We start from the raw sequence: 20,010 nt of genomic DNA on the forward strand, positions 1-20,010 counted from the left end.
ATCTTCAGGCTGGCGGTGCACGGTTTTCCTTACGGTCAATGGCGACCAGTGGATGGCGGTGTCGGTGGGGCAGTGCCTCGCCGCTGCCATTGAAAAGGTGCGCGCAGGCCGGATCGAAGGAAAAGCGTACTTGATCGTGCACCCGGTGAGCGACATCGCCGTCGGCTACCAATGTCCATTGGCTGTCAGCGTTCTCTAGATACAGGGTGGTCGCTCCGCCAAGGCGCTCGATGACCAAAATGTTGCCCGTCAACGGCCCCTGGTCATCAAGCGTGAGGTGCTCTGGACGGACGCCCAGCGTCAGCGTGTCGCCGCTGCTGACACCGTTGCCCTCGACTGGCACCCGGCAATCGCCGCCGGGCAGCACCACATCGACCCCCTCAGCGTCAGCCCCGCGAACCTCCACATCCAGAAAGTTCATCTTCGGCGAGCCTATGAAGCCGGCCACAAAGCGGTTGCACGGATGGTGGTAGAGCGCCATCGGCGAACCGATCTGCTCGACCACGCCGCCCTGCAGCACGACGATCTTGTCGGCCATGGTCATGGCCTCGATTTGGTCGTGGGTGACGTAGATCATCGTCGCGTCGAGCTCCTCGTGTAGTCGCGCCAGCTCGATGCGCATCTGTACGCGCAGCGCCGCGTCGAGATTCGACAGCGGCTCGTCGAATAGGAAGATGCTTGGGTTGCGCACGATTGCCCGGCCGATCGCCACGCGCTGGCGCTGGCCGCCGGACAGCGCGCGGGGCTTGCGGTCGAGAAGCTCTTCGAGTTGCAGGATGCGCGCGGCGGCCAGGACTTTCTCGCGACGCTCGGCCTTGGGCACCTTGGCCAGGCGCAGGCTAAAGCCCATGTTGTCCTCGACGGTCATATGCGGGTAAAGCGCGTAGCTCTGGAAGACCATCGCCAGACCGCGGTCGGCTGGGCCAACGTCGTTGATGCGCTCACCGTCGATCGAGATGTCGCCGCTGGTGGCGCTCTCGAGCCCGGCGATCATGCGCATCAAGGTCGACTTGCCGCAGCCCGAAGGCCCGACGAAGACTACGAATTCGCGGTCTTTGACCTCTAGGTCGACCCCCTTGATGACTTGGGTGCCGCCGAAGTCTTTGACGATGTTGTTGAGTTGTAGCGTTGCCATGTCGGGTTCCTTGCGGGTCGGGCGGTTACTCGAATTGTGGTTACCAGAGGGTGTAGCCGCCATCCACCACGACGATGGAGCCGGTCATGAAACTTGATGCATTACTGGCCATGTAGACGATGGTGGGGCCGAGCTCTTCGGGAGTGGCGGCGCGCTGCATGGGCGCGTCATCGATCCAGCGTGGCTTGAACCTGGGGTCGTCGACCGGCGCCATGCTGGTCTTGACGTAGCCGGGAGCCAGCGCGTTGACGCGAATGCCGTAGGGGGCCCACTCCGCGGCTAGCGACTTGGTCAATTGATGCACCGCGGCCTTGGAGGCGTTGTAGGCAGGCTGCATCTGTGGGCGGTTGACGATCATCGCCGAGATCGAGCCAATATTGATGATCACGCCGCCGCGCGACTGCATCCGCCGTCCGGCGGACTGGGCGCAGTACCAGAGCCCGTGGACGTTGATATTGAAGATGTCCTGCCAGCGCTCCGGGGTGACCTCCAGCGCCGGCGCGTGCTGGCAGGCGCCGGCGTTGTTGAGGAAGATATCGACCGGGCCGAGGGTGGCCTCGACCTCGTCGAGCAGGGTGTCAGCTGCTTCGGGTTGGGTAATGTCGACTTCCACCGCCATGGCGCGATGCCCGGCGTCCTGCAGATCCTTAACCACTTCCAGGCTGCGCGCGTGCCCCCGGGCGGCGATGGCGACCTGGGCGCCGGCCTGGGCCAGCGCATGGGCGAATGCTTCTCCGAGCCCGCCGTTGCCGCCGGTGACGACGGCGACCTTGCCGCTGAGATCGAACTGTGACATCACGTTCATGGTTTTCTCCCTGTTTTTATTGTAGAGCCGTTATTGTCGGGGCCTTTACCGTAGATCCGTTGTCTTAGGGCCAGTCATTTCACCGCGCCCAGGGTCAGCCCTTGAACCAGCCAGCGCTTGACCAGCAGCCCGGCAATCGCCATCGGGCAGACCACGATGGTGCCGATCGCCAGCAGCTTGCCCCAATCGATGCCGGTCTGGGTCAGCAACTGCGCCGCGGCAATGGGAATGGTCTGCGTGCTGGGCCCGGAAAACGTTTGGGCAAAGGCGTAATCGTTCCAGGCGAAGATGAAGCACAGGATAGCGGTGGTCACCAGCCCGGGGGTCATCAGCGGCAGCACAACGTAGCGGAACGCCTGGAGCTTGGTGGCACCGTCGATCATCGCCGCTTCCTCCAGGTCAGGTGGCAGGTCGTCGAAGAATGCGGTCATCAGCCAGATGGCGAAGGGCAGGTTGAAACTCAGGTAGGCGACGATCAGGCCGGCGTGAGTGTCGAGCAGGTAGAGGTAACGGAACAGCAGGTATAGCGGCACGATAACTGCGGCGATCGGCGCCATACGGGTGCTGATGATCCAGAAGGCCAGATGCTGCTTGCCCTTGATTCTAATCCGCGACAGCCCGAAGCCGGCCATACAGCCGAGCACTACGGCGATCAGCGTCGAGACCCCGGCGATGAACAGGCTGTTGAGCAGGTAAGGCCAGAGGCTGTTGCCGCTGCTGAACAACGAGGTGTAATGCTCCAGGGTAGGGGTAAAGAAGACTCGCGGCGTACCGGCGGTGATGATGTCGTTCGACTTGAAAGAGGACAGCACCATCCAGATAATCGGTATCAGCGTCCATAACAGCAGGAGCGTTAACAGAGCGATTTTGAACGTGTGGGGCAGCCAGCGTTTGGAGGTATTCATGAACTCGTCTCCTGGCGTTTGAGCAGTTTCGTAAACGCTGTAGCCACCATGATCGAGAACACCAGCATGGTGATGCCCACGGCGGCGGCATAGCCCAGATCAAAAAAACGAAAGGCGATGTCGTAGAGCCTAATGGGGATGATCTTGGTGGAATCCGCGGGCCCGCCGTTGGTGGTGATGAAGATGATCGCGAAGAAGCGAATCGCGTCCATGGCGCGGATGAGCAGCGCCACCAGCAGGATATTGGAGATAGACGGCAGGATAATATAGAGAAGTTTTTGGCCGTATTTGGCGCCGTCCATCTCGGCCGCTTCCAGGGTGTCCTCGGGTACTGAAGCAAGCCCCGCGAGGACGATCAGCGCGACCAGCGGCGTCCATTCCCAGACATCCATGAGGATGACTGCGACCATCGCGGAGCCTACGCTGCCCAGGATGTTGCCGTCGAACAGACCGCTTTCATTGAGCAGCCAGGCATACAGGCCATGACTGGGGTCGAGCATGAAACGCCCCAGTAGCCCGACGATCACCGGGGCGATGAACATCGGGATCAACAGCAGCGAGATGATGATGTTGCTGCCCCGCGTTAGGCTATAAACCAGCAGCGCCATCACGGTGCCGATGACCATTTCCAGGCCCACCGTGGCCAGGAAATAGACCAGGCTGATCAGCCAACTGGAGCGGATGTCCGGATCCGTGAACACCCGCTGCCAGTTATCGAGGCCCGAGAACTCGAAGGCCAGACCGCCCATCAGGCTGACATCATTGAAGCTCATCCAGATGATCGAGAAGAACGGGACCAGCGTGATCAGGGCGAGCAGAAAAAGCGCTGGCGACATCATCGCCAGCTCGAATCCCTGTCGCCGCGTCGAGGGTTTTCCGGTCGTCAGCGCCATGGGTTACGCCCCAACGATGCGATCGATGCGCTGCTTGGCGCTCTGCATGGTTTCCTCGGGGGACATTTGCCCCGCCAACATCTTGGAAAGCTCGGTGAAGATGACCGTGTCGACCTCGTTCCACTGGGCGATCTTGGGCCTCAGACCGATGTGGTCGTCCTGCCAGGCGGTCAGCATGGTGTCCGCCGTGAGCATGTTGGGCATGTCGGTGGGTGGGGTGCTGGCGGCCTTGACCTCAGGCATGTCGTAAACCGATTGGCGTGTCGGTGTGCCGCCACCGTCCTCGCTTCTCAGCCCCATCAGTTGTGTCTGTGGCGAGGTCGCCCAGACCAGGAATAGCCAGGCCGCTTTCTGCTTTTCGGCCGAGGCGTTGGCGTTAATGCCGATCCCGGTGCCGCCCCACAGGTTGGCGCTGCGTGCTGGCCCCTTGGGCAGCGGGGCGTAGCCGATTTTGCCTTGTAGCTGAGAGCTTTCCAGCGAACCGGCGAACTCGTGCCACTCTGGCATCATCGCGAATTCGCCGTTCTGGAATGCGTTGGCGACACCAGTCCAATCCCAACTGGTGCTGCCGGGGTGGGCGACCTTGAGCAACTTCTGGTAGAAGCGCGCGGCTTCCAGCGCGGGCTCGCTGGTCAGTTGGCAGGCGCCAGGGGAGTCGGTGCCGAGTAGGCCGACCTGCTGGCCGTTGGCAAAGTAATCGCCGCCGTAGGCGAACAGCACGTTGGAGAAGTCGCACATCAGCGAATCGTACTGCTGAGCCTGATGACCGGTTCCGTACTGAACCTCGCTGGCGTTGCCTTGGCTAAACCACTCGGCGATCTGGTAGTACTGCTCCCAGGTGGTGCTGTCCGACGGAGTCGGGTCGAAGCCGAGATCCTGTTGCATCTGGTCGTGGTATTTTTCGAACAGGTCACGCCGGTAGATCCAGATCATCGTCGGGCAGTCGTAGGGCAGGGTGTACAGGCTTTCACTGTCTTTGAAACGGCCCGCGGCGGCCAGTTGCGAGGGGATGAAGTCCTCGATGCCCTGGGGCACGACCAACTGCTGGTCGTCGTTGATGAAGGTATTGAGATCCACTAGGCCACGATGATATGGCGCGAGTACCTGGTAAGGATCAGCATAGATCACATCGAAGGCGCTGCGCCCAGCGCCGAAGTCCAACGCAACTTTCTGTACCAAGGCACCCAACTGCATTTCGGTGATGTTGACAGTGATGCCAGTGAGTTCCTGGAAAGACGCCAGGTTGGCGGCGATGGCGGTGGTCGGTGGAGTGTTCTCGGAGATGAATTGGATGGTGGTGCCACTGGCTTGCTTCCAGGCCTCATCGCTGGCCATGCCTTGGGCCAGGGCCGTGCGCAGTGGGCCTGCGCCCATCAACGATAGGCCGGCGAGTCCACCCATTCCTTTTAATATGTCGCGACGCTTGAACTGGGTCATTGTTGTTTTCCTCTCTTGGGTTCAGGTCTGGCGGGGTTAGGTATCAAGCGTGATCTGCAGCTTGACATCATTGGGCCGTGCGCTTGCGGCACGCTCGAACGCATCGATACTGTGTTCGAAATCAAAGGTCTCGGTAATCAATGGTTTGAGGTCTACCTTACCCGAAGCGATCAGGTCGATCGCCCGGTCGTAAACGTTGGCGTAGCGGAACACGGTCTCGATGTGCAGTTCCTTGGCTTGCGCCGACACGATATCGAAGGTGACCGGCTCGACAGGCATACCAACCAGCACGATCGTGCCGGCAGGTCGGGTGCAGGCCAAGATGTCGTCGTAGACTTTGGGGCTACCACTGGCCTCGAATACCACATCGACACCCCACTCGTGGCCGCAACACCTGTCGACGGCTTCTCGCAAGGAGTGCCGCGAAACATTGACAGTCGTGATGCCCTTATAACGAGCCGCGATTGCCAGCTTTTCCTCAACCAAGTCGGAGACCAGCACCTCGCTGGCGCCGCCCGCAAGCGCGGCCAGGGCAACCATCAGGCCGATCGGCCCTGCGCCGGTCACGACGCAGATATCGCCTGGCTGCATGCGCGCTTTAATGACCGCCTGCATGCCGATCGCGAACGGCTCAATCATGGCGCCTTCGGCAAAGGACACCGAATCGGGAAGTGCGAAGGTGAATGCTGCTGGGTGGATGACTTCGGGCGTCAGACAACCGTGCACGGGTGGCGTGGCCCAAAACCTTACGCTCGGGTCGACGTTGTAGACGCCTAGTTTGGCGGCGCGCGAGCTGGGGTTGGGTATACCAGGCTCCATGCACACCCGATCGCCCACATGAAGATGGCTTACGTTTCGGCCGACGTCAGTCACTACACCGGATGCTTCATGGCCGAGTACCATTGGCTCACGGACTACAAAGGGGCCGATCTGGCCGTGGGTATAGTAATGCACGTCGCTACCGCAGATGCCGACGGTATGGATGCGCACGCGAACGTCCTCTGGGCCGAGCTGGTCAGGGAGCTCGATCTCTCGTAACGACAGCTCGCGTTTCTTCTCCAGCACCAGAGCTTTTGCTTTCATGACGCTATTCTCGAATTGTATTTAAAGGGGCGAGAACCGGCCTTTTTTTGGTCTAGTTAACCTCGCTTCAGGCTTGAAACAAATCTACGCGCCATGTGGAAAAAACCGCTAGGCTATAATTTGCTTGGGACTGATACTTTTTTGCAGGCTTTCTTAGCGTGGTAGGTAATGGTCTGTTTTAAATGGCACTTTCCATAATGCCTGGGTGGTGCTGTTGGAAAGACGAAAGACTTTTTGTGACCAAAGTATAAAAGGCCAACGGCTCACTTTAATTCAGGATAGTAAGAGATCAGGCATGGGCGTCTTATCCAGACATCGCTGATAGCTGAAAGAGGCACTGATAAACTATGATTACTTCGCATCTCAACGATACTCCTCTTGGTGCGCCTGTTTTCGAGTGCATCAGTCAGGATCCGAAATTTAGTTTCTACTGGCACAGCCATGATTTCCCCGCCCCTATTGCCCGCTGGAATTACCATCCCGAATATGAGTTACATCTCATCCGTTATTCGGCAGGGCATTATTTTGTAGGGGATTATATTGGCCGCTTCGAACCCGGTAATTTAGTGCTGGTGGGACCGAATATTCCGCACGCCTGGTTTAGCGAGCTCGATGACGTGCAACCGGTGATCAAGGGCCGTGACGTTGTCCTCCAGTTCAAGGGCGAGTGGCTGGAACACATGATGGCGCTCTGCCCGGAGCTCAACTGCCTGTCGACGCTCATCGAGGACTCGGCCTTGGGAGTGGAGTTCAAGGGGGAAGAAGCGGCACGCTGTGCCGAACTGCTCATCAGGATGGGCGAGCAGGATAATGCTGGCAGGCTACTGACCATGTTGACCATTCTGCGCAGGCTCTCGCAAAGCGAATACCATACCCTGGCCGGTCGAGAGTACGGCCTGGATGCCAAGGGCGCCTCTTCCGAGCAGGTCGATGCCATACTGCTCTATATCCACGACCACTTTCATGAAGGGCTGCGCATGTCGACAATGGCTGAGAATAACGGCATGACGCCTTCCACCTTTTCGCGTTTTTTTAAGCATGCCACCGGCGACACCTTCGTTGCCTTTCTCAGGAGGATCCGCATTGGTCATGCCTGTCGGCTGTTGCTTGAAGGTAAGCAGTCCATCGCCGATATATGTTTCGAGGTTGGTTATAACAACCTCTCCAATTTCAACCGTCACTTTCGTGAGCTAAAGGGCATGACGCCACGCCAGTACCAGCAGAACACGGCTGACCTTGTGCCGAAGGAATGACAGTAACGAGTTATTAAGCTTGAGTAGTCAGAGCTTGCAGACTGGCAACTGACATAGTGCTGTTTAATCTCAATGACGGCGAGACTGTCAAAATAGCATCGCACTGATACAATGGATAAATGAACAGTGCTTTCGCGACACCTACCGCCTCCCTTGATGACCCCTTCTATTACTTAACGAACTTCCGCTTCGTTTTGGCCTGGGTGGGGGAGCGCCACGCTGATCTGCTCGCGGCAGACGAGCTCGCTTTTCTTGAACAGTTTGAGAGCTTACCGCAAGCCTCCCAAGCGCTGCTGGTGCGCATGGTGATGCGCAAGGGCGAGCTGTTTCGGCTCAGCAAATTAAGCTACGCCGAGGTTGGCGACAGTGCCAGCGCCATGGCGCCCTTGATGTCGCTAGGTTGGGTCGATAGTGAATCGGTGCTTAGCGTTGATGAGCTGTTTAACCAGCTACGCTTGGCCGAACTGCGCCAGGCGTTGGTAGCGGAGATACGCGCTGCCGGGCTGAGCGCCTCAAGCGCTAAAACCGTGCTCTACGACACGCTGGCGAGCCAGCTCAATGAACCCAAGCGGTTATGCCAGTGGTGGCCCGAGGCAAACGATCCAGTTCTGCGGCTAACAGTCATGGAAACCTGCGACCGCCTGCGCCTGATGTTCTTTGGCAACCTGCGCCAGGACTGGGCCGAGTTCGTGTTAACCGAGCTTGGCCTCCAGCGTTTTGAAAGTGTGCCCTTCACGCCAGAGTCCCGCGCTTTCCAGTCGCGCCATGAAGTGGATACGTATTTAGCGCTCCATCGTCTGCGCCAACGTCTGGACGACGGCGAGCTGCCCGCCGATCTATTCCCTGAAATGCCACCGCCTGCGGATAACCGCTGGCTAGCCACACGGCGCGCGCGGTTACTGCTCCAGTTGGGCCGTGAGGCAGAGCGTAGCGGAGACGCAGCGCTAGCGCTGAGACTGTATAGCGAGTCCGCCAGTAGCGAAGCGCGCATTCGGCAGTTACGTGTGTTGGAGCGCCAAGGCGAACACACTGCGGCCTTTGAGCTGGCGACCCAAGCCCTCAATAGCAGCCCCAACGAAACCGAGCATCAGGCGCTGGCGCGGATTCTGCCCCGCTTGCAGCGGCGGCTTAAATTGCCTGCTGAGCCGAGCGACCCCGAACCCACTCATGAGCGCTGGGACTTATCATTGCCGGGGCCGCAGTGGGTCGAACGCGCCGTGGTCGAGGCACTCAGCGAGCCTGGGGCGCCGGTCTACTACGTGGAAAACGCGCTGCTGACCGGGCTGTTTGGTCTGCTCTGCTGGCCAGCGATTTTCGCTCCATTGCCGGGGGCTTTCTTCCACCCCTTTCACCATGGCCCAGCTGACTTGTACCGTGAGGACTTCGTGGCGCGACGGCGAGACGCCTTCGATGCGTGCCTGGCGCACCTGGAAGATGGCAGCTACCAAGAGGTGATTCGGGCGACTTGGCGGGAGAAACACGGCCTGGCGTCTCCCTTTGTGCACTGGGCGATTGTCGATGAACCGCTGGTTGAGCTGGCGTTGACGTGCATTCCCGCCGTGCACCTACGCTTGTGCTTTGAGCGGCTGCTGGGGGATCTGAAAGCCAACCGGGCCGGACTGCCGGATTTAATTCAATTTATGCCCGGTGCGCCCGTTGGCGAGCCGTGCTATCGGATGATTGAGGTCAAAGGCCCCGGCGATCGGCTGCAGGATAACCAACGCCGCTGGCTTACGTTTTTTCACCGCCATGCCATGCCCGTGGCGGTGTGTTACGTGAGCTGGTCGACTGGCGACGAGCCTGAACCATGAGCGCGGCCTATCGCGTGGTGGTGCGCGCGCTGTGCGATTTTACCGCTCGGGAGGGTGACCTCGATCACCGCTTTACCCCGGCGCCCAGTGCGCGCGAAGGGATGGAAGGGCATACGCTAGTGACCAGCCGCCGGGGAGAAGACTATCTCGCTGAACTGCCCCTGTCGGGCAAGTTTGAAGGGCTGATAGTTACCGGCCGCGCCGATGGTTTCGACCCCACGGCCAACCGCCTGGAGGAGATCAAAACCCACCGTGGCAGCCTGGAGCGCATGGCGGATAATCAGCGCGCCCTCCACTGGGCGCAGGTAAAAGTCTACGGCGCGCTGCTGTGTGCTGAGCGTGCGCTGGAACAGATTACCTTGACGTTGGTTTATCTGGATATTGCCAGCGGCAAAGAGACCCTGATCAGCCGGGAAGCCACTGCCGATGAACTCCAGGCGTTCTTTACCGAGCAGTGCCAACGCTTCCTCGCTTGGGCAGAACAGGAGGCCGTTCACCGTCAGGATCGCGATAGTGGCCTGCAGACCCTGCGCTTTCCCCATGCTGCGTTTCGCCCCGGCCAGCGCGAACTCGCTGAAGATGTTTACAAAGCTGCCAGTACCGGGCGCTGCCTGCTCGCTCAGGCGCCCACCGGTATTGGTAAAACCATGGGCACGCTGTTTCCGATGCTTTCGGCCATGCCCCGCCAGCAGCTTGATAGAATCGCCTTTCTGACCATGAAAACCCCCGGCCGCCGTTTGGCGCTGGATGCCCTGGCTACACTGCGCACTAGTGATGAAACACTTCCTCTGCGGGTGCTGGAACTGGTGGCGCGGGAGAAAGCCTGCGAATACCCAGATCGCGCCTGCCACGGCGAGTCGTGCCCACTGGCCGCCGGCTTTTACGATCGCCTGCCTGCAGCACGCCAAGCGGCGGTGGATCAGGGATGGCTGGATCGCGACGCGTTGCGCGAAGTGGCGTTGGCCCACGATGTTTGCCCCTATTATCTCGGCCAGGAGCTGGCGCGCTGGGCGGATGTGATCGTCGGTGACGTCAATCACTGGTTCGATAGCCACGCCCTGCTGCACGGTTTGGCCCAGGCCAACGATTGGCGAACGGGCGTGCTGGTCGACGAAGCGCATAATCTGATTGAGCGCGCCCGCGGCATGTACAGCGCCGAGCTCGATCAGCAGCGTTTCAACCAGGTTCGCCGTGCTGCGCCCAAAGCGCTCTCCCGGCCCCTGGGTCGTTTGGCCCGCCAATGGCAAGCGGTGATTAAAGAAGCAGGGCTGGAAGAGGAGGGCGACCCCAGGAAACCGGCCTACCGGCTGCTTACGGTATTGCCCGACAAGCTAGTCACCGCTGCCCAACAGGTGGGCGCCGCCATCACTGACCACCTGGGTGAGCACCCCGAAGATGCCAGCCTGGAACTACAGGAATTGTTATTTGAAGCGCTGGCATTCTGCCGCCTGGCGGAGCGCTTTGGTGAGCACTCCCTGTGTGATCTTACCCGCTATGGGCGCGGTCGGGCGGTGTTGGGGTTACGCAATCTGATACCCGCCGATTTTCTGGCCGCACGGTTTAACGCGGCCCACTCAGTGGTGCTGTTTTCGGCGACGTTAAACCCTGCCCACTACTACCGGGATCTGCTGGGCTTGCAGGAAAACACGGTATGGCGGGAAGTGGCATCGCCCTTTACCGCGTGTCAGTTGGAGGTGCGTATACGCACGGATATCTCCACGCGTTTTCGGGATCGGGACGCCTCTATCGATCCTATCGTCGCGGCCATAGCGCAGCAGTATCAGCGCAAATCAGGCCACTATTTAGCGTTCTTCAGCAGCTTTGCCTACCTGGAGGCAGCGCTGGCGCGGTTTCGCGAGGCGCACCCGGAAGTACCCGTTTTCAGCCAAACCCGCGGGATGCCGGAAGCGCAGCGCCAGGAATTTCTGGCGCGCTTTGCACCCGGCGGAGAAGGCATCGGCTTTGCGGTGTTGGGCGGTGCCTTTGCAGAAGGCATCGACCTGCCCGGCGACCGATTGATCGGAGCCTTTATCGCCACCTTGGGACTACCGCCGTTTAACGACTTTAACGAAGCGCTTAAAGCACGACTAACCGCCCGCTTCGGCCAAGGTGACGACTATACCTACCGCATTCCCGGCATGATCAAAGTGGTGCAGGCCGCAGGTCGCGTTATTCGCAGTCCAGAAGATCAAGGGGTTGTGGTATTAATGGATGATCGTTTTGCCCAGGCCAGCGTACGTGCGCTATTGCCACGCTGGTGGACGCTGGGAGATATCCACCCCTAACTTAGGATCCTAACGCGAACCATGACAGATCTACTCTGGTACCAGTATGCGCTGATCGGGCTAATTTTTGCCTGGAGCGGTTTTGTGCGAACCAGCTTGGGCTTTGGCGGTGCCGTGCTGGCACTGCCTTTCCTGCTTTTGGTCGTCAATGAGCCACTGGTATTCTTGCCGATTATTGCCATTCACCTGCTGATTTTCTCCAGTTGGATCGCCTGGAGTGGGCATCGCCAGCTACAGCAAGCGGGCGTGGGCACCACATCGCCAGAGAGTAATATCGATTGGGGTTATTTAACCAAAGCCTTAAAAATCATGATCATCCCCAAGCTGATTGGGGTAGTGGGGCTGTTAACGCTGCCCGCACAAGTCATGACCAGTATCATTTTCGGCATTGTGATCATCTATGCCATTGGCTATGTATTGAATAAGCCGTTCAAAAGCAAGAACAAGTACGTGGACTACGTGCTGCTGGCGCTTGGTGGGTATGTCAGCGGTACGTCGCTGATTGGCGCGCCGTTGATTGTGGCGGTATTCGCCACTCACGTCGCCAAAGAGCAACTGCGGGATACCATGTTTGTGCTGTGGTTTATCCTGGTGATGATCAAGATGGTCTCGTTCCTGATTGCAGGCGTGGATCTTCAGTTAATTCACCAGCTGTGGCTGCTGCCCTGTGCCTTTATCGGCCATTTGGTGGGCGATAAAGCCCATCGCTATATGCTCAAAGCGAACACCGGGCTGTTCTTTCGTGTGCTGGGCGCGGTGCTGATTCTTGTCAGTGTCGTGGGGTTGATTCACCCGCCCGCGTAAGTGCTGATGCTCAAAGCTGGCTGTCGGCCTTTAGCGTCGTCTTGCCCAGAATGATCAGGACAACGGCCAGCAGGCCGCACACGACTGCCATGCCGGTAAACACATTACGCAGCGAATCCAGCCAGATGACCGCCGGGGCGACCACTACCGGGGAGACAAACTGGCCGAAAAAGAAGGTCGAGGTAAAACCGCCAAACACCCGACCACGCACTCGTTGAGGAGTGATCCGCATCAGCCACGTGGTGGTATTGGGCATAAAGGCGCCAAGGCCAAAACCGGAGATCGCCGCACCCACGATGGCCATGGCGTAACTCTGGGTGAAGCCCACCACCAAAAAACCGGCGGCCGCCAGGAAAAAACCGAGCACATAGATGGTCATCACCGACAGGAACGGCTTGTAGTAACCATAGCAAAACGCCACGATGCTGGCCGTCAGGGCTGCCATCGAGAGCGCCACGCCGATCGCTACGCCGCTGACTTGACCCTGCTGGGAAAGCAGAAAGGGCAGCTGCGCGGGAAACATATAAAACATGGTCATGCTGATCATGGCGATCAGGTAAGCAAGACAGGTACGCCCGTAGTCCACCGTTACCGGCGCATCGCTTGTATCGCGGCTGGCACCATCACTGGATTGAGGCTCTTGGAGAATCGCCCAGGCATAGGGAAGCAGCAGCACACCGGTCATATAGAGTAAAAACGGGCCGCGCCAACTCCAGTCGGAAAGTAGCCCGCCTAGGTTAATAAAGATTACCCCGCCCAGCGCCATGCAGCTGCTTTGCAGCCCCAAAAAACGGGCGCGTTCGGAGCTGTCAAAATAATCCCCCACCAGCGTGGTACTGATACTGAGAATACCGGCTACCGCAATCCCCATCAGTGCGCGGGAGCTTAATAGCAGATCCACGCGATCAATGAAAAAGCCCGCGCCCCCCGCAAAACCGTAGATGCCCAGCATCATCAGCAGCAATTTCTTGCGCCCAAACCGGTCAGCAAGATAGCCCATCAGTGGACTGAACAGCGTAATCATCAGCGCAGGCAGGGTCAGAATCAGCTGGATCACTACCTGGGGCTGGTCGGGAAAATGGCGGCTGATGCCCGGCAGTGCAGGCGCGATAATTGCCCCCGACATCACGGTCATGGTGCTGGCAAACAGTAGTACGGCCTTAATATGCGTTAATTGGCTAATAGTCTTGTCCATACCAAGAGAAGGAGGGAGAGTGAAAAGCATAAACGCATATCGTAGCATGTTTGTTAGCATGCTATGTTTGTGTTTTTTACCTTCTGCTTCTCAAACAGTCAGGCTTGGCTACGAACTGTTAAGCGCTATGGGAAGAACCGACGGGGTAGTGGTCATCTTCATATTTCTTGATGAACAAGGAGAGTGCCTCAAGCTCATCAGCCTCTGGAGTACCAGCATCTGCGGCCCATAGCTCTTCTAGGTGAGCAAATGCACGATCAAGATCGGCATCGTTATGGATAGGCTGGATATTCATCATACAGTCTCCGCATTTACTTGGTCGTACTGTTGATGTGTGCCAACAAATCTAATCCAAGCAATCTGCTGCGCTTATTCTATGAACCCAGGTCGAAAGCTATTTTTCTTAGCCGTCACCCTAATCCGTATACATCTTCATCAACTCATACCAATTCGTCGTATAGCGCGGGCTTCGATTCGCGCAGCGCAGATGCCAGGGGGCATTCTTTTCCGGTAGCCCTAGGCTTACCGTTCCCTTCCCCATCTTTTCGTTTAACACATCCATGGTGACCATGAGCTTGTAGCTGAGTTGGCGTTTTTCTTCCGTTTGCGGTGTGCCCGTTAGGCTGAGCTGTTGGCGGTTCTCGTCAGTCAGGTCGATCTCTTGTAGCCGTACTTGGGCCGATAGATCTTGCGCAGTTTAAAGGGGGAGGCAGGCTAGGTGTTGGGTGGTGCAGGTGAGACATTACATTGAGTAACGTTAAATTACTTGTTTGCAACTTAGCCAAACTTTGCCATATTGAAGGTGTCGCCTAATAGCACGCGTTGCGAGAACGCTTCGCCAGAATAATGCGGCAATAAAAACCCTCGGCTATTTGGAGTAGCCGGGGGTTTTGTTTTGCTTGGGTTATGCGCCTTTGCGTGCTCTGGCCAGTTCGGCCATGGCGACGCGGGAGAGAAAGCCCGAGCGGGTTTTGTCGCCGGGGTGGCTGGCCACAAAGTCGTCAATTTGCTTAACCAGTAAATCAGGTAATGTGACGTTGATCTTGTGGCTTTTGCCCAGATAGGGGGTCAGGTCGATATCCACCACCGCCCAGATCCAGCCGGCGTATTCAGGGTTGTCCATGTGGTGCTCAATAGACGTTGCTTCGGGAATGGGGTCGCCATAGTCCACGGCTACTTCCAGCCATCCTTCGATCGCTGCTTTCACATTGGCTAACGCCTCTTCAAAGGTGTCACCCGCTGAAAAGCAGCCGTTAAGATCGGGTACTACGACGCCATAGGCGTGCTGTTCGTCGCCGCGCTCAATTGCAATGGGAAACAACATACGTTGATCTCCTTTATGGGGGGCAGCAGTGGCCAACCTCATAAGAGGCCGGCGCTTTTTCTGATTGCTCTTACCAAGCCCGTTTTCAAATCCTTTTTAGGATGTGGCACGGTGACCGTGCCGGGCTTGGTAGGGTGCCTGAAGTGGTGGTGGCTGCCGTTGACTCTGACCAACTCCCAGCCATCTTTCTTCAGTTCTTTTATCAGTGTTCTGCTATCCACCTCCTGCCCCTGTGCTGTTAATTTCTGGGGTTACTATAACCCCCGAGTTTAAAAAGGGTCAACTTCTATAACCCTGATAACCCCAGTTTACTCAATGGGTGGTTCCGTCGATTATCCGGTGATTGTCGGTGTAAGAGATCTTTTACAAATCTTGTCGGCAATGGCTTACATCAATGGGGGCTTGAGGAGCTGGCTATGACGCTTGGATGCGCGAGCTGGAAGGAGCCAGCTTTTCTGTAAGGAGACGGATACCAAAGACTATCGGCCATTGGATGGCCGGGGATTATGTTTTTAAAACAGGGTATTGGGAAAATGAAGCGGCTGAATTGCTTAAACAGAAAGTTCGTGTTCGATAGCGGTGGTTACAAACTGATTAAGGCTTTGTCCTTTGGTCGTGGCGGCGTCGGCGGCGTGTTTGTGCAGTTCTTCCGGTAGACGCACCTGAAACTTGCCAGAGTAGGACTTGGTGGGTTTAATGCCGCGCTTTTGGCATTCATCCAGAAAAATACGCAGCGAGATTTTGCCTTCGTCGCGTAGCTTGGCAACGCTATTGGCGTAGAAGTCGGCCCCGCCGCTTAACTCAATGCATTCGCCACAGAACATTTCAATGTCGGGGGCGTACTGGATGACGGCGCGATAGCCGTCAATGATCATGATGTTATTCATGGCGTCTCTCCGTTCTCTCCTAACCATTTACGTATGCTGGCCACTGCGCCCTTATCGGTATCCGGTGATGGGTGCGGGCGATGAAAAACACGCACTTCATCAAACAATACAACGGCTAATGCGGTCAAAGAACCGCCCTTGACGCGCTGGCTCTGCGAGCGGATTCGGATTTCAAACCAGGCGTAGTGGCCACCGTTCGAATTCTGGCGTAGGCGGTAGGTGAAGCGGGTGAGCTTTTGCGATGACATTGCCATTAGCTACCTCCCTTCCAATGTTTTTATTTTGCTACCTATTTGCTACCTAGAACCTCTCCCAACAAAAAACGGCCACTTGCTGTATTAGCTAAGTGGCCGTTTTCCGGAATTTTTGGTCGGAATAGCAGGATTCGAACCTACGACCTCTGCCTCCCGAAGGCTTGTGGATAAAATAACTCGATATATCCCCAGAAATGTGTGGATAACTAGAGTTATTTTGAATCAATCACTTATGGGCTAGGCTTCTTTTCTGCTTGTCGACGCATTGCCCCTCTTTTATCCTCCGCTTAGAACCTATTTGGAACCTAGTTTTTATGGATAAGACTACAGCGAAGCTGACAGCGCGACTAATGGAGCGTCTGGCCAAAGAGCTGGCGGAAGGTGATGAGGTTTGGGATTCGGATCTTGGAGGTTACCACGTTCGCGCTGGCAAGCGAGGCTTGTCGATCCGGCTCTCTTATTACAACACGCTGAATAAACGGCGCGTGCTTACAATTGGCAAGTTTGGTGTCTATACCGCTACTCAAGCGCGAGAAACCGCGCGCGAGGCGTTGGCTGTCGTTGCCCAAGGTGGCGATCCCCGCGCGGTGATTGAAGAGACGAAAGCCGAAGCGCAACACCAGCAGCAACAAACGCTTAGATCTTACCTGCAGACTGATTATGCCGATCACCAGAAGCGCCGCAAGGATGGCGACGCCACCTTAAGACGTATCGAAAATAGCTTTACCGATTGGCTTGATAAGCCGATGGAAACCCTCGGCCTGGCTGATGTTGAGCGCTGGCAATCTCAAAAAGAGGTGGGAGCCCCGGATGCAGACCCACCGGTAAAACCCCAGGCTTACCAAACCATGAAACGCTCCTATGGCGCACTGCAAACACTGCTTAACCACGCGGCTAAGCGCGGCGTCATTACTCAAAACCCGCTAAAAGACATCAAGCTCCAGAAGCCAGCGCTTACGGACGACCAACTTGAAGCGGACGAGGGGCGCCGTTACCTGGAGGCTAGTGAGCGTGACGCCTTTTTTGCTGGTCTGGATGCCTACCAGGAGGAAAAGCGGGCGCAGCGAAGAAGCAGCCGGGCTCATGGTAAGCGGTATTTACCCGACCTGGATGGTGTGGCCTATGTCGATCATGCCACGCCGTGGCTACTGCTCATGTATTACACCGGGTTTCGACCAGGTGATTTATTTGGTCTTCGTTGGCCGCATGTGAGTTTCGAGTTTAAGAGCGTTCGCAAAATCATCGAAAAAACCGCGCACCAATCCCCCGAGCCGCAAACTTTCCCGCTTTCAGATCCGGCCATGGAAGTGCTGGAAACGTGGTGGGAGCAGCAAGGGAAGCCCAGCAGCGGTTATGTGTTTTCATCACCTGTTACGGGCAAGCGGCTGGGCAAAGATGCAATGCGAAAGCCGTGGAGGCGGGTGCGCCAGTTGGCAGGGTTAAACGATGGAATGGTGCTATATACGCTGCGCCATAACTTTGCGAGCCAGTTGGTTATGGCGGGAGTGGATCTTCTCACGGTGAGCAAACTGATGGCTCACTCGGATATTCAGACGACGATCAAATACTATGCCCACCTCCAGCCCGACCATAAGCGTAATGCGGTACAGCTGTTTGCTCAGATCGGGCAGGGGAAAGAGGTCATGGGCAAGGAGTTACGAGGCGATGGAAGTAGCGCTGCGCATTGAGGCTTCAGCGGTGCTTGAATAGCTCTCGCTTGATTCCAGCCAGGCGTATACGTCAGATAGGCGATAGCGCACATGGTGGCCACGCTTCACGAATCGTGGCCCAGGCCTACCGAGTAGGATGCCAGTGCTGCGCGCCTTTCTTGCTGTCGCTGGCATTGCCGGAATTAGCCGCGGGAAAACCACGATATCTGGCAGCTCGATCATTGCCAGGTCTACCCCTGCCTTTGCGCGGGCCAAGGCATCAGCTAGCTCTTTATCGATATCACGTTGATCGTTAATACTCATTGGTTCTTTTCTCCCTTCTGTTTAGCCCGCCAGCGGTTGAAGCGGTTGCGAATGATGCGAAACGTTTGGCGCGCGGCTGGGTTGCTGTCCAGCTCGGCGCGGCTGTTGATTTGGCAGGCCGCGATTAACCAATCCCGGGCGTCCTGTTCGTTGTGGGTACCGTCGGGCAAGGTGCTTTCATCAATGCCAAACTTGGCTCGGCGGCGACGATCCAGGTAGAGCTGGAAGGCGCGATCCTGGCAAAGCATGGCTGCCTGGCGTGCCACGGCGCCACCGCGAGCAGGTTGCTTTTGAGTCATGGATGCCTCTTTGAGCAAAGCGCCTGGAGCTGCTGAGCAAGTGGGCAGGTGTTCACCTGTGATTTGAGACCCGTTAGTGATACGGCCAGCCCTTCGGCTATCGTTTCTCTTGGTGCGTTGGCCAGAAGGTTATTCCAAATTCGCTCAGCTTCGTCGTATGGCATCAGGTTGCGAGTTTGCTGGGTGACTAGGTAATCAACTGACGATAGGATTCTTTCTTTTTCATCACTATTCATGGTGGGCGGCCTCATGACGCAAGCGAACAATATTGAAAAATTTGATGAATTCAGTGGTCAGGTATTGGCTAGTTTTTACAACAGCTTTCCGGTACCCATTAATCTGCAAGCCAGAGACTTTGTAGAACAGCCAACTCAGTATGATGAAAGTTCTCAGTGCGATAGGGCTTCCCCTGATGCTGTCTTTTTTATTGCAACGGTTGAGTGGCTGCGCCGAGCGGGGTATATCCATGCGGATGAACAAGATGGCAATGATCGAATCGTTAAGAACGGCGTACTGACCGCCAAGGGGCTTGAGGTGCTTAAGATCAAGCCGACCAGCCTTACCGATGAACCGAGCTTGGGTGACCAACTGGCTGATGCCGCCAAAAAAGGCAGTAGCGATGCCGTTCGCAAAGCGGTCACTGAAATCATGAGCCTTGGTGCTCGATTGATGCTGCAAACACTCAATTAATTTATTTGCGAACATGCCGCCCCCTTAGCTCACGAATGCCCTGGCACTCGATGCAGGTGGTGGCCCAGGGTGCGGCTTTGCGGCGTTTCTCTGCAGCGCGAGCGATAAGCCAATTAGCCATCTTGTGCATGGCTGGCACTGTTTCTGCCGCCGCCTCTTCCAGCGCTTCAGCCTGTTTTAACGCATCGCGCTTTGTCATATCGAGCGCTTCGATATCAACGTCCATATTCCAAAAAATGCCAACACCTGAGCAGTGTTTACGCAGCTCCTTTCCAATTTTATTAACCTCTGTTTGATGCCAAATGTCGTTAATCCTTACCACCAAGTAGCGATCTTTAAGGTCGGCGGGCATGGCCTCCAGCTTTGCCAAAGAAAGCGCAGCGTACTTTTTCTCCAGCGAATCGAAGGCCTCCGCAAACTCTACACATCCCCCGAAACCACGCAATTCCCACAAGTAGCGAACATGATCAACATGCATTTCGCCGAGTACGTCTAACTGTTTTGCAGCCTCTTCGGGGTTCTCACGAACCCAGTTCGGATCAATAGCCATGTAGCCCCCTAAAACTCAAAACGCTGCGCGATGCCCTTGGGCACCGCTTTTGCTTGAGTGCGGATCTCGATCACCTCAACGCGGGGTTTGAAGTGGCTAACGGTGCTCACGCCTAGCTGGAAAGCGGCGCCCAGGCCAAAACCTGCGGCGAGCAAGGTAATGGCCGAACGATGGTTGACGGGTATTGGGTTTTTCATCGTTTACCGTCCTTGCTTGTTTTTCAGCTCACGAATGCCCTGGCACTCGATGCAGGTGGTGGCCCAGGGCGCGGCTTTGCGGCGCTGGGCGGGGATTTCGTAGCCGCAATCAACACATTCATCGTTGGCGGCCTGGGTGGCGAGCGTGGCGCGGCGTGCCAGCGTGGCCTCCAGGCTTTGTTGGATGGTGACCGCGGCGCGGTCGGCGTTATCTGCCATCGTTCTTCCTT

The 20,010-nt window shown here is 57.0% G+C and carries 24 protein-coding genes; 6 read left to right on the top strand and 18 right to left on the bottom strand.

Annotated elements, in window-relative coordinates; translation table 11 throughout:
- Positions 1–4: 4 nt before the first annotated feature.
- The 6 genes from ugpC to E0L35_RS09965 form a co-directional block, all read right to left on the bottom strand.
- Positions 5–1,135: a sn-glycerol-3-phosphate ABC transporter ATP-binding protein UgpC gene (gene ugpC / locus E0L35_RS09940; protein ID WP_138800163.1), complete on the bottom strand. Its 1,131-nt coding sequence runs from the start codon at positions 1,133–1,135 to the stop codon at positions 5–7.
- A gap of 40 nt (positions 1,136–1,175) precedes the next feature.
- On the bottom strand, positions 1,176–1,940 hold the full coding sequence (locus E0L35_RS09945) for an SDR family oxidoreductase (protein WP_138800164.1): 765 nt from the start codon (positions 1,938–1,940) through the stop codon (positions 1,176–1,178).
- Positions 1,941–2,014: 74 nt separating this feature from the next.
- Positions 2,015–2,845, bottom strand: coding sequence for a carbohydrate ABC transporter permease (locus E0L35_RS09950; protein WP_138800165.1), 831 nt, complete (start codon positions 2,843–2,845; stop codon positions 2,015–2,017).
- Positions 2,842–3,738 (bottom strand): sugar ABC transporter permease, encoded by an 897-nt coding sequence (locus E0L35_RS09955; RefSeq protein WP_138800166.1) that lies wholly within the window; start codon positions 3,736–3,738, stop codon positions 2,842–2,844. Before E0L35_RS09955 ends, E0L35_RS09950 begins: the two co-directional genes overlap by 4 nt.
- A gap of 3 nt (positions 3,739–3,741) precedes the next feature.
- Positions 3,742–5,175, bottom strand: coding sequence for a sugar ABC transporter substrate-binding protein (locus E0L35_RS09960; RefSeq protein ID WP_138800167.1), 1,434 nt, complete (start codon positions 5,173–5,175; stop codon positions 3,742–3,744).
- A gap of 36 nt (positions 5,176–5,211) precedes the next feature.
- On the bottom strand, positions 5,212–6,258 hold the full coding sequence (locus tag E0L35_RS09965; protein WP_138800168.1) for an NAD(P)-dependent alcohol dehydrogenase: 1,047 nt from the start codon (positions 6,256–6,258) through the stop codon (positions 5,212–5,214).
- Positions 6,259–6,605: 347 nt separating this feature from the next.
- Here E0L35_RS09965 and E0L35_RS09970 point away from each other — a divergent pair, with 347 nt between their 5' ends.
- From E0L35_RS09970 to E0L35_RS09985, 4 genes are all read left to right on the top strand, one after another.
- Positions 6,606–7,511, top strand: a complete 906-nt coding sequence (locus E0L35_RS09970; RefSeq protein ID WP_027958183.1) for an AraC family transcriptional regulator — start codon at positions 6,606–6,608, stop codon at positions 7,509–7,511.
- Positions 7,512–7,630: 119 nt separating this feature from the next.
- Positions 7,631–9,322, top strand: a complete 1,692-nt coding sequence (locus E0L35_RS09975; RefSeq protein WP_138800169.1) for a VRR-NUC domain-containing protein — start codon at positions 7,631–7,633, stop codon at positions 9,320–9,322.
- Entirely contained in the window at positions 9,319–11,607 is a 2,289-nt protein-coding gene (locus tag E0L35_RS09980) for an ATP-dependent DNA helicase (protein WP_138800170.1), read from the top strand. The genes E0L35_RS09975 and E0L35_RS09980 overlap by 4 nt, the downstream gene beginning before the upstream one ends.
- Positions 11,608–11,628: 21 nt before the next feature.
- Entirely contained in the window at positions 11,629–12,411 is a 783-nt protein-coding gene (locus E0L35_RS09985; RefSeq protein ID WP_138800171.1) for a sulfite exporter TauE/SafE family protein, read from the top strand.
- 10 nt (positions 12,412–12,421) lie between these two features.
- On the opposite strand, the gene E0L35_RS09990 is transcribed toward E0L35_RS09985, so the two are convergent.
- The 6 genes from E0L35_RS09990 to E0L35_RS26455 form a co-directional block, all read right to left on the bottom strand.
- Positions 12,422–13,636 carry an MFS transporter gene (locus tag E0L35_RS09990; protein WP_249362121.1) on the bottom strand — a complete coding sequence of 405 codons (1,215 nt, stop codon included), beginning with the start codon at positions 13,634–13,636 and terminating at the stop codon, positions 12,422–12,424.
- A gap of 88 nt (positions 13,637–13,724) precedes the next feature.
- On the bottom strand, positions 13,725–13,904 hold the full coding sequence (locus E0L35_RS09995) for a hypothetical protein (protein ID WP_212751672.1): 180 nt from the start codon (positions 13,902–13,904) through the stop codon (positions 13,725–13,727).
- 606 nt (positions 13,905–14,510) lie between these two features.
- Positions 14,511–14,930 carry a type II toxin-antitoxin system HicB family antitoxin gene (locus tag E0L35_RS10010; protein ID WP_022520765.1) on the bottom strand — a complete coding sequence of 140 codons (420 nt, stop codon included), beginning with the start codon at positions 14,928–14,930 and terminating at the stop codon, positions 14,511–14,513.
- Positions 14,931–14,968: 38 nt separating this feature from the next.
- Positions 14,969–15,151, bottom strand: a complete 183-nt coding sequence (locus E0L35_RS10015) for a type II toxin-antitoxin system HicA family toxin (RefSeq protein ID WP_084625441.1) — start codon at positions 15,149–15,151, stop codon at positions 14,969–14,971.
- A 330-nt stretch (positions 15,152–15,481) separates the two neighbouring features.
- Positions 15,482–15,817 (bottom strand): type II toxin-antitoxin system HicB family antitoxin, encoded by a 336-nt coding sequence (locus tag E0L35_RS10020; protein WP_138800172.1) that lies wholly within the window; start codon positions 15,815–15,817, stop codon positions 15,482–15,484.
- Positions 15,814–16,071 (bottom strand): type II toxin-antitoxin system HicA family toxin, encoded by a 258-nt coding sequence (locus E0L35_RS26455; RefSeq protein WP_212751673.1) that lies wholly within the window; start codon positions 16,069–16,071, stop codon positions 15,814–15,816. Before E0L35_RS26455 ends, E0L35_RS10020 begins: the two co-directional genes overlap by 4 nt.
- Positions 16,072–16,385: 314 nt before the next feature.
- Here E0L35_RS26455 and E0L35_RS10035 point away from each other — a divergent pair, with 314 nt between their 5' ends.
- Positions 16,386–17,759: a site-specific integrase gene (locus E0L35_RS10035; protein WP_138800173.1), complete on the top strand. Its 1,374-nt coding sequence runs from the start codon at positions 16,386–16,388 to the stop codon at positions 17,757–17,759.
- Here E0L35_RS10035 and E0L35_RS10040 read toward each other — a convergent pair.
- Genes E0L35_RS10040 through E0L35_RS10050 form a run of 3 tightly spaced genes read right to left on the bottom strand, consistent with a single transcriptional unit; the run spans position 17,727 to position 18,579 of the window.
- Positions 17,727–18,044 carry a hypothetical protein gene (locus tag E0L35_RS10040; RefSeq protein ID WP_138800174.1) on the bottom strand — a complete coding sequence of 106 codons (318 nt, stop codon included), beginning with the start codon at positions 18,042–18,044 and terminating at the stop codon, positions 17,727–17,729. The genes E0L35_RS10035 and E0L35_RS10040 overlap by 33 nt on opposite strands.
- Positions 18,041–18,343: a hypothetical protein gene (locus E0L35_RS10045; RefSeq protein WP_138800175.1), complete on the bottom strand. Its 303-nt coding sequence runs from the start codon at positions 18,341–18,343 to the stop codon at positions 18,041–18,043. The genes E0L35_RS10040 and E0L35_RS10045 overlap by 4 nt, the downstream gene beginning before the upstream one ends.
- Positions 18,340–18,579, bottom strand: a complete 240-nt coding sequence (locus E0L35_RS10050; RefSeq protein ID WP_138800176.1) for a hypothetical protein — start codon at positions 18,577–18,579, stop codon at positions 18,340–18,342. Before E0L35_RS10050 ends, E0L35_RS10045 begins: the two co-directional genes overlap by 4 nt.
- A gap of 13 nt (positions 18,580–18,592) precedes the next feature.
- Between E0L35_RS10050 and E0L35_RS10055 the strand changes: the two genes are divergently transcribed.
- Complete coding sequence (locus E0L35_RS10055) at positions 18,593–19,033, top strand: hypothetical protein (RefSeq protein ID WP_138800177.1); 441 nt, start codon at positions 18,593–18,595, stop codon at positions 19,031–19,033.
- 1 nt (position 19,034) lies between these two features.
- Here E0L35_RS10055 and E0L35_RS10060 read toward each other — a convergent pair whose 3' ends face one another.
- The 3 genes from E0L35_RS10060 to E0L35_RS10070 are packed head-to-tail and all read right to left on the bottom strand — an operon-like array spanning position 19,035 to position 19,999.
- Positions 19,035–19,583: a hypothetical protein gene (locus E0L35_RS10060; protein ID WP_138800178.1), complete on the bottom strand. Its 549-nt coding sequence runs from the start codon at positions 19,581–19,583 to the stop codon at positions 19,035–19,037.
- Positions 19,584–19,591: 8 nt separating this feature from the next.
- Positions 19,592–19,780: a hypothetical protein gene (locus E0L35_RS10065; RefSeq protein ID WP_138800179.1), complete on the bottom strand. Its 189-nt coding sequence runs from the start codon at positions 19,778–19,780 to the stop codon at positions 19,592–19,594.
- Between the two features lie 3 nt (positions 19,781–19,783).
- The gene (locus tag E0L35_RS10070) at positions 19,784–19,999 is read right to left on the bottom strand and encodes a TraR/DksA C4-type zinc finger protein (RefSeq protein ID WP_138800180.1); all 216 of its coding nucleotides are present in this window, start codon (positions 19,997–19,999) and stop codon (positions 19,784–19,786) included.
- Positions 20,000–20,010: the final 11 nt, after the last annotated feature.

Origin of the sequence: Halomonas sp. ATBC28, assembly GCF_005937175.1 — a bacterium.
Taxonomy (GTDB): Bacteria; Pseudomonadota; Gammaproteobacteria; order Pseudomonadales; family Halomonadaceae; genus Vreelandella; species Vreelandella titanicae.

Excerpts from the sequence above, each read along its gene's own strand:
- ugpC (WP_138800163.1), bottom strand. The coding sequence starts at position 1,135 with ATGGCAACGCTACAACTCAACAACATCGTCAAAGACTTCGGCGGCACC.
- E0L35_RS09945 (WP_138800164.1), bottom strand. The coding sequence starts at position 1,940 with ATGAACGTGATGTCACAGTTCGATCTCAGCGGCAAGGTCGCCGTCGTC.
- E0L35_RS09950 (WP_138800165.1), bottom strand. The coding sequence starts at position 2,845 with ATGAATACCTCCAAACGCTGGCTGCCCCACACGTTCAAAATCGCTCTG.
- E0L35_RS09955 (WP_138800166.1), bottom strand. The coding sequence starts at position 3,738 with ATGGCGCTGACGACCGGAAAACCCTCGACGCGGCGACAGGGATTCGAG.
- E0L35_RS09960 (WP_138800167.1), bottom strand. The coding sequence starts at position 5,175 with ATGACCCAGTTCAAGCGTCGCGACATATTAAAAGGAATGGGTGGACTC.
- E0L35_RS09965 (WP_138800168.1), bottom strand. The coding sequence starts at position 6,258 with ATGAAAGCAAAAGCTCTGGTGCTGGAGAAGAAACGCGAGCTGTCGTTA.
- E0L35_RS09970 (WP_027958183.1), top strand. The coding sequence starts at position 6,606 with ATGATTACTTCGCATCTCAACGATACTCCTCTTGGTGCGCCTGTTTTC.
- E0L35_RS09975 (WP_138800169.1), top strand. The coding sequence starts at position 7,631 with ATGAACAGTGCTTTCGCGACACCTACCGCCTCCCTTGATGACCCCTTC.
- E0L35_RS09980 (WP_138800170.1), top strand. The coding sequence starts at position 9,319 with ATGAGCGCGGCCTATCGCGTGGTGGTGCGCGCGCTGTGCGATTTTACC.
- E0L35_RS09985 (WP_138800171.1), top strand. The coding sequence starts at position 11,629 with ATGACAGATCTACTCTGGTACCAGTATGCGCTGATCGGGCTAATTTTT.
- E0L35_RS09990 (WP_249362121.1), bottom strand. The coding sequence starts at position 13,636 with ATGCTTTTCACTCTCCCTCCTTCTCTTGGTATGGACAAGACTATTAGC.
- E0L35_RS09995 (WP_212751672.1), bottom strand. The coding sequence starts at position 13,904 with ATGATGAATATCCAGCCTATCCATAACGATGCCGATCTTGATCGTGCA.
- E0L35_RS10010 (WP_022520765.1), bottom strand. The coding sequence starts at position 14,930 with ATGTTGTTTCCCATTGCAATTGAGCGCGGCGACGAACAGCACGCCTAT.
- E0L35_RS10020 (WP_138800172.1), bottom strand. The coding sequence starts at position 15,817 with ATGAATAACATCATGATCATTGACGGCTATCGCGCCGTCATCCAGTAC.
- E0L35_RS26455 (WP_212751673.1), bottom strand. The coding sequence starts at position 16,071 with ATGGCAATGTCATCGCAAAAGCTCACCCGCTTCACCTACCGCCTACGC.
- E0L35_RS10035 (WP_138800173.1), top strand. The coding sequence starts at position 16,386 with ATGGATAAGACTACAGCGAAGCTGACAGCGCGACTAATGGAGCGTCTG.
- E0L35_RS10040 (WP_138800174.1), bottom strand. The coding sequence starts at position 18,044 with ATGAGTATTAACGATCAACGTGATATCGATAAAGAGCTAGCTGATGCC.
- E0L35_RS10045 (WP_138800175.1), bottom strand. The coding sequence starts at position 18,343 with ATGACTCAAAAGCAACCTGCTCGCGGTGGCGCCGTGGCACGCCAGGCA.
- E0L35_RS10050 (WP_138800176.1), bottom strand. The coding sequence starts at position 18,579 with ATGAATAGTGATGAAAAAGAAAGAATCCTATCGTCAGTTGATTACCTA.
- E0L35_RS10055 (WP_138800177.1), top strand. The coding sequence starts at position 18,593 with ATGACGCAAGCGAACAATATTGAAAAATTTGATGAATTCAGTGGTCAG.
- E0L35_RS10060 (WP_138800178.1), bottom strand. The coding sequence starts at position 19,583 with ATGGCTATTGATCCGAACTGGGTTCGTGAGAACCCCGAAGAGGCTGCA.
- E0L35_RS10065 (WP_138800179.1), bottom strand. The coding sequence starts at position 19,780 with ATGAAAAACCCAATACCCGTCAACCATCGTTCGGCCATTACCTTGCTC.
- E0L35_RS10070 (WP_138800180.1), bottom strand. The coding sequence starts at position 19,999 with ATGGCAGATAACGCCGACCGCGCCGCGGTCACCATCCAACAAAGCCTG.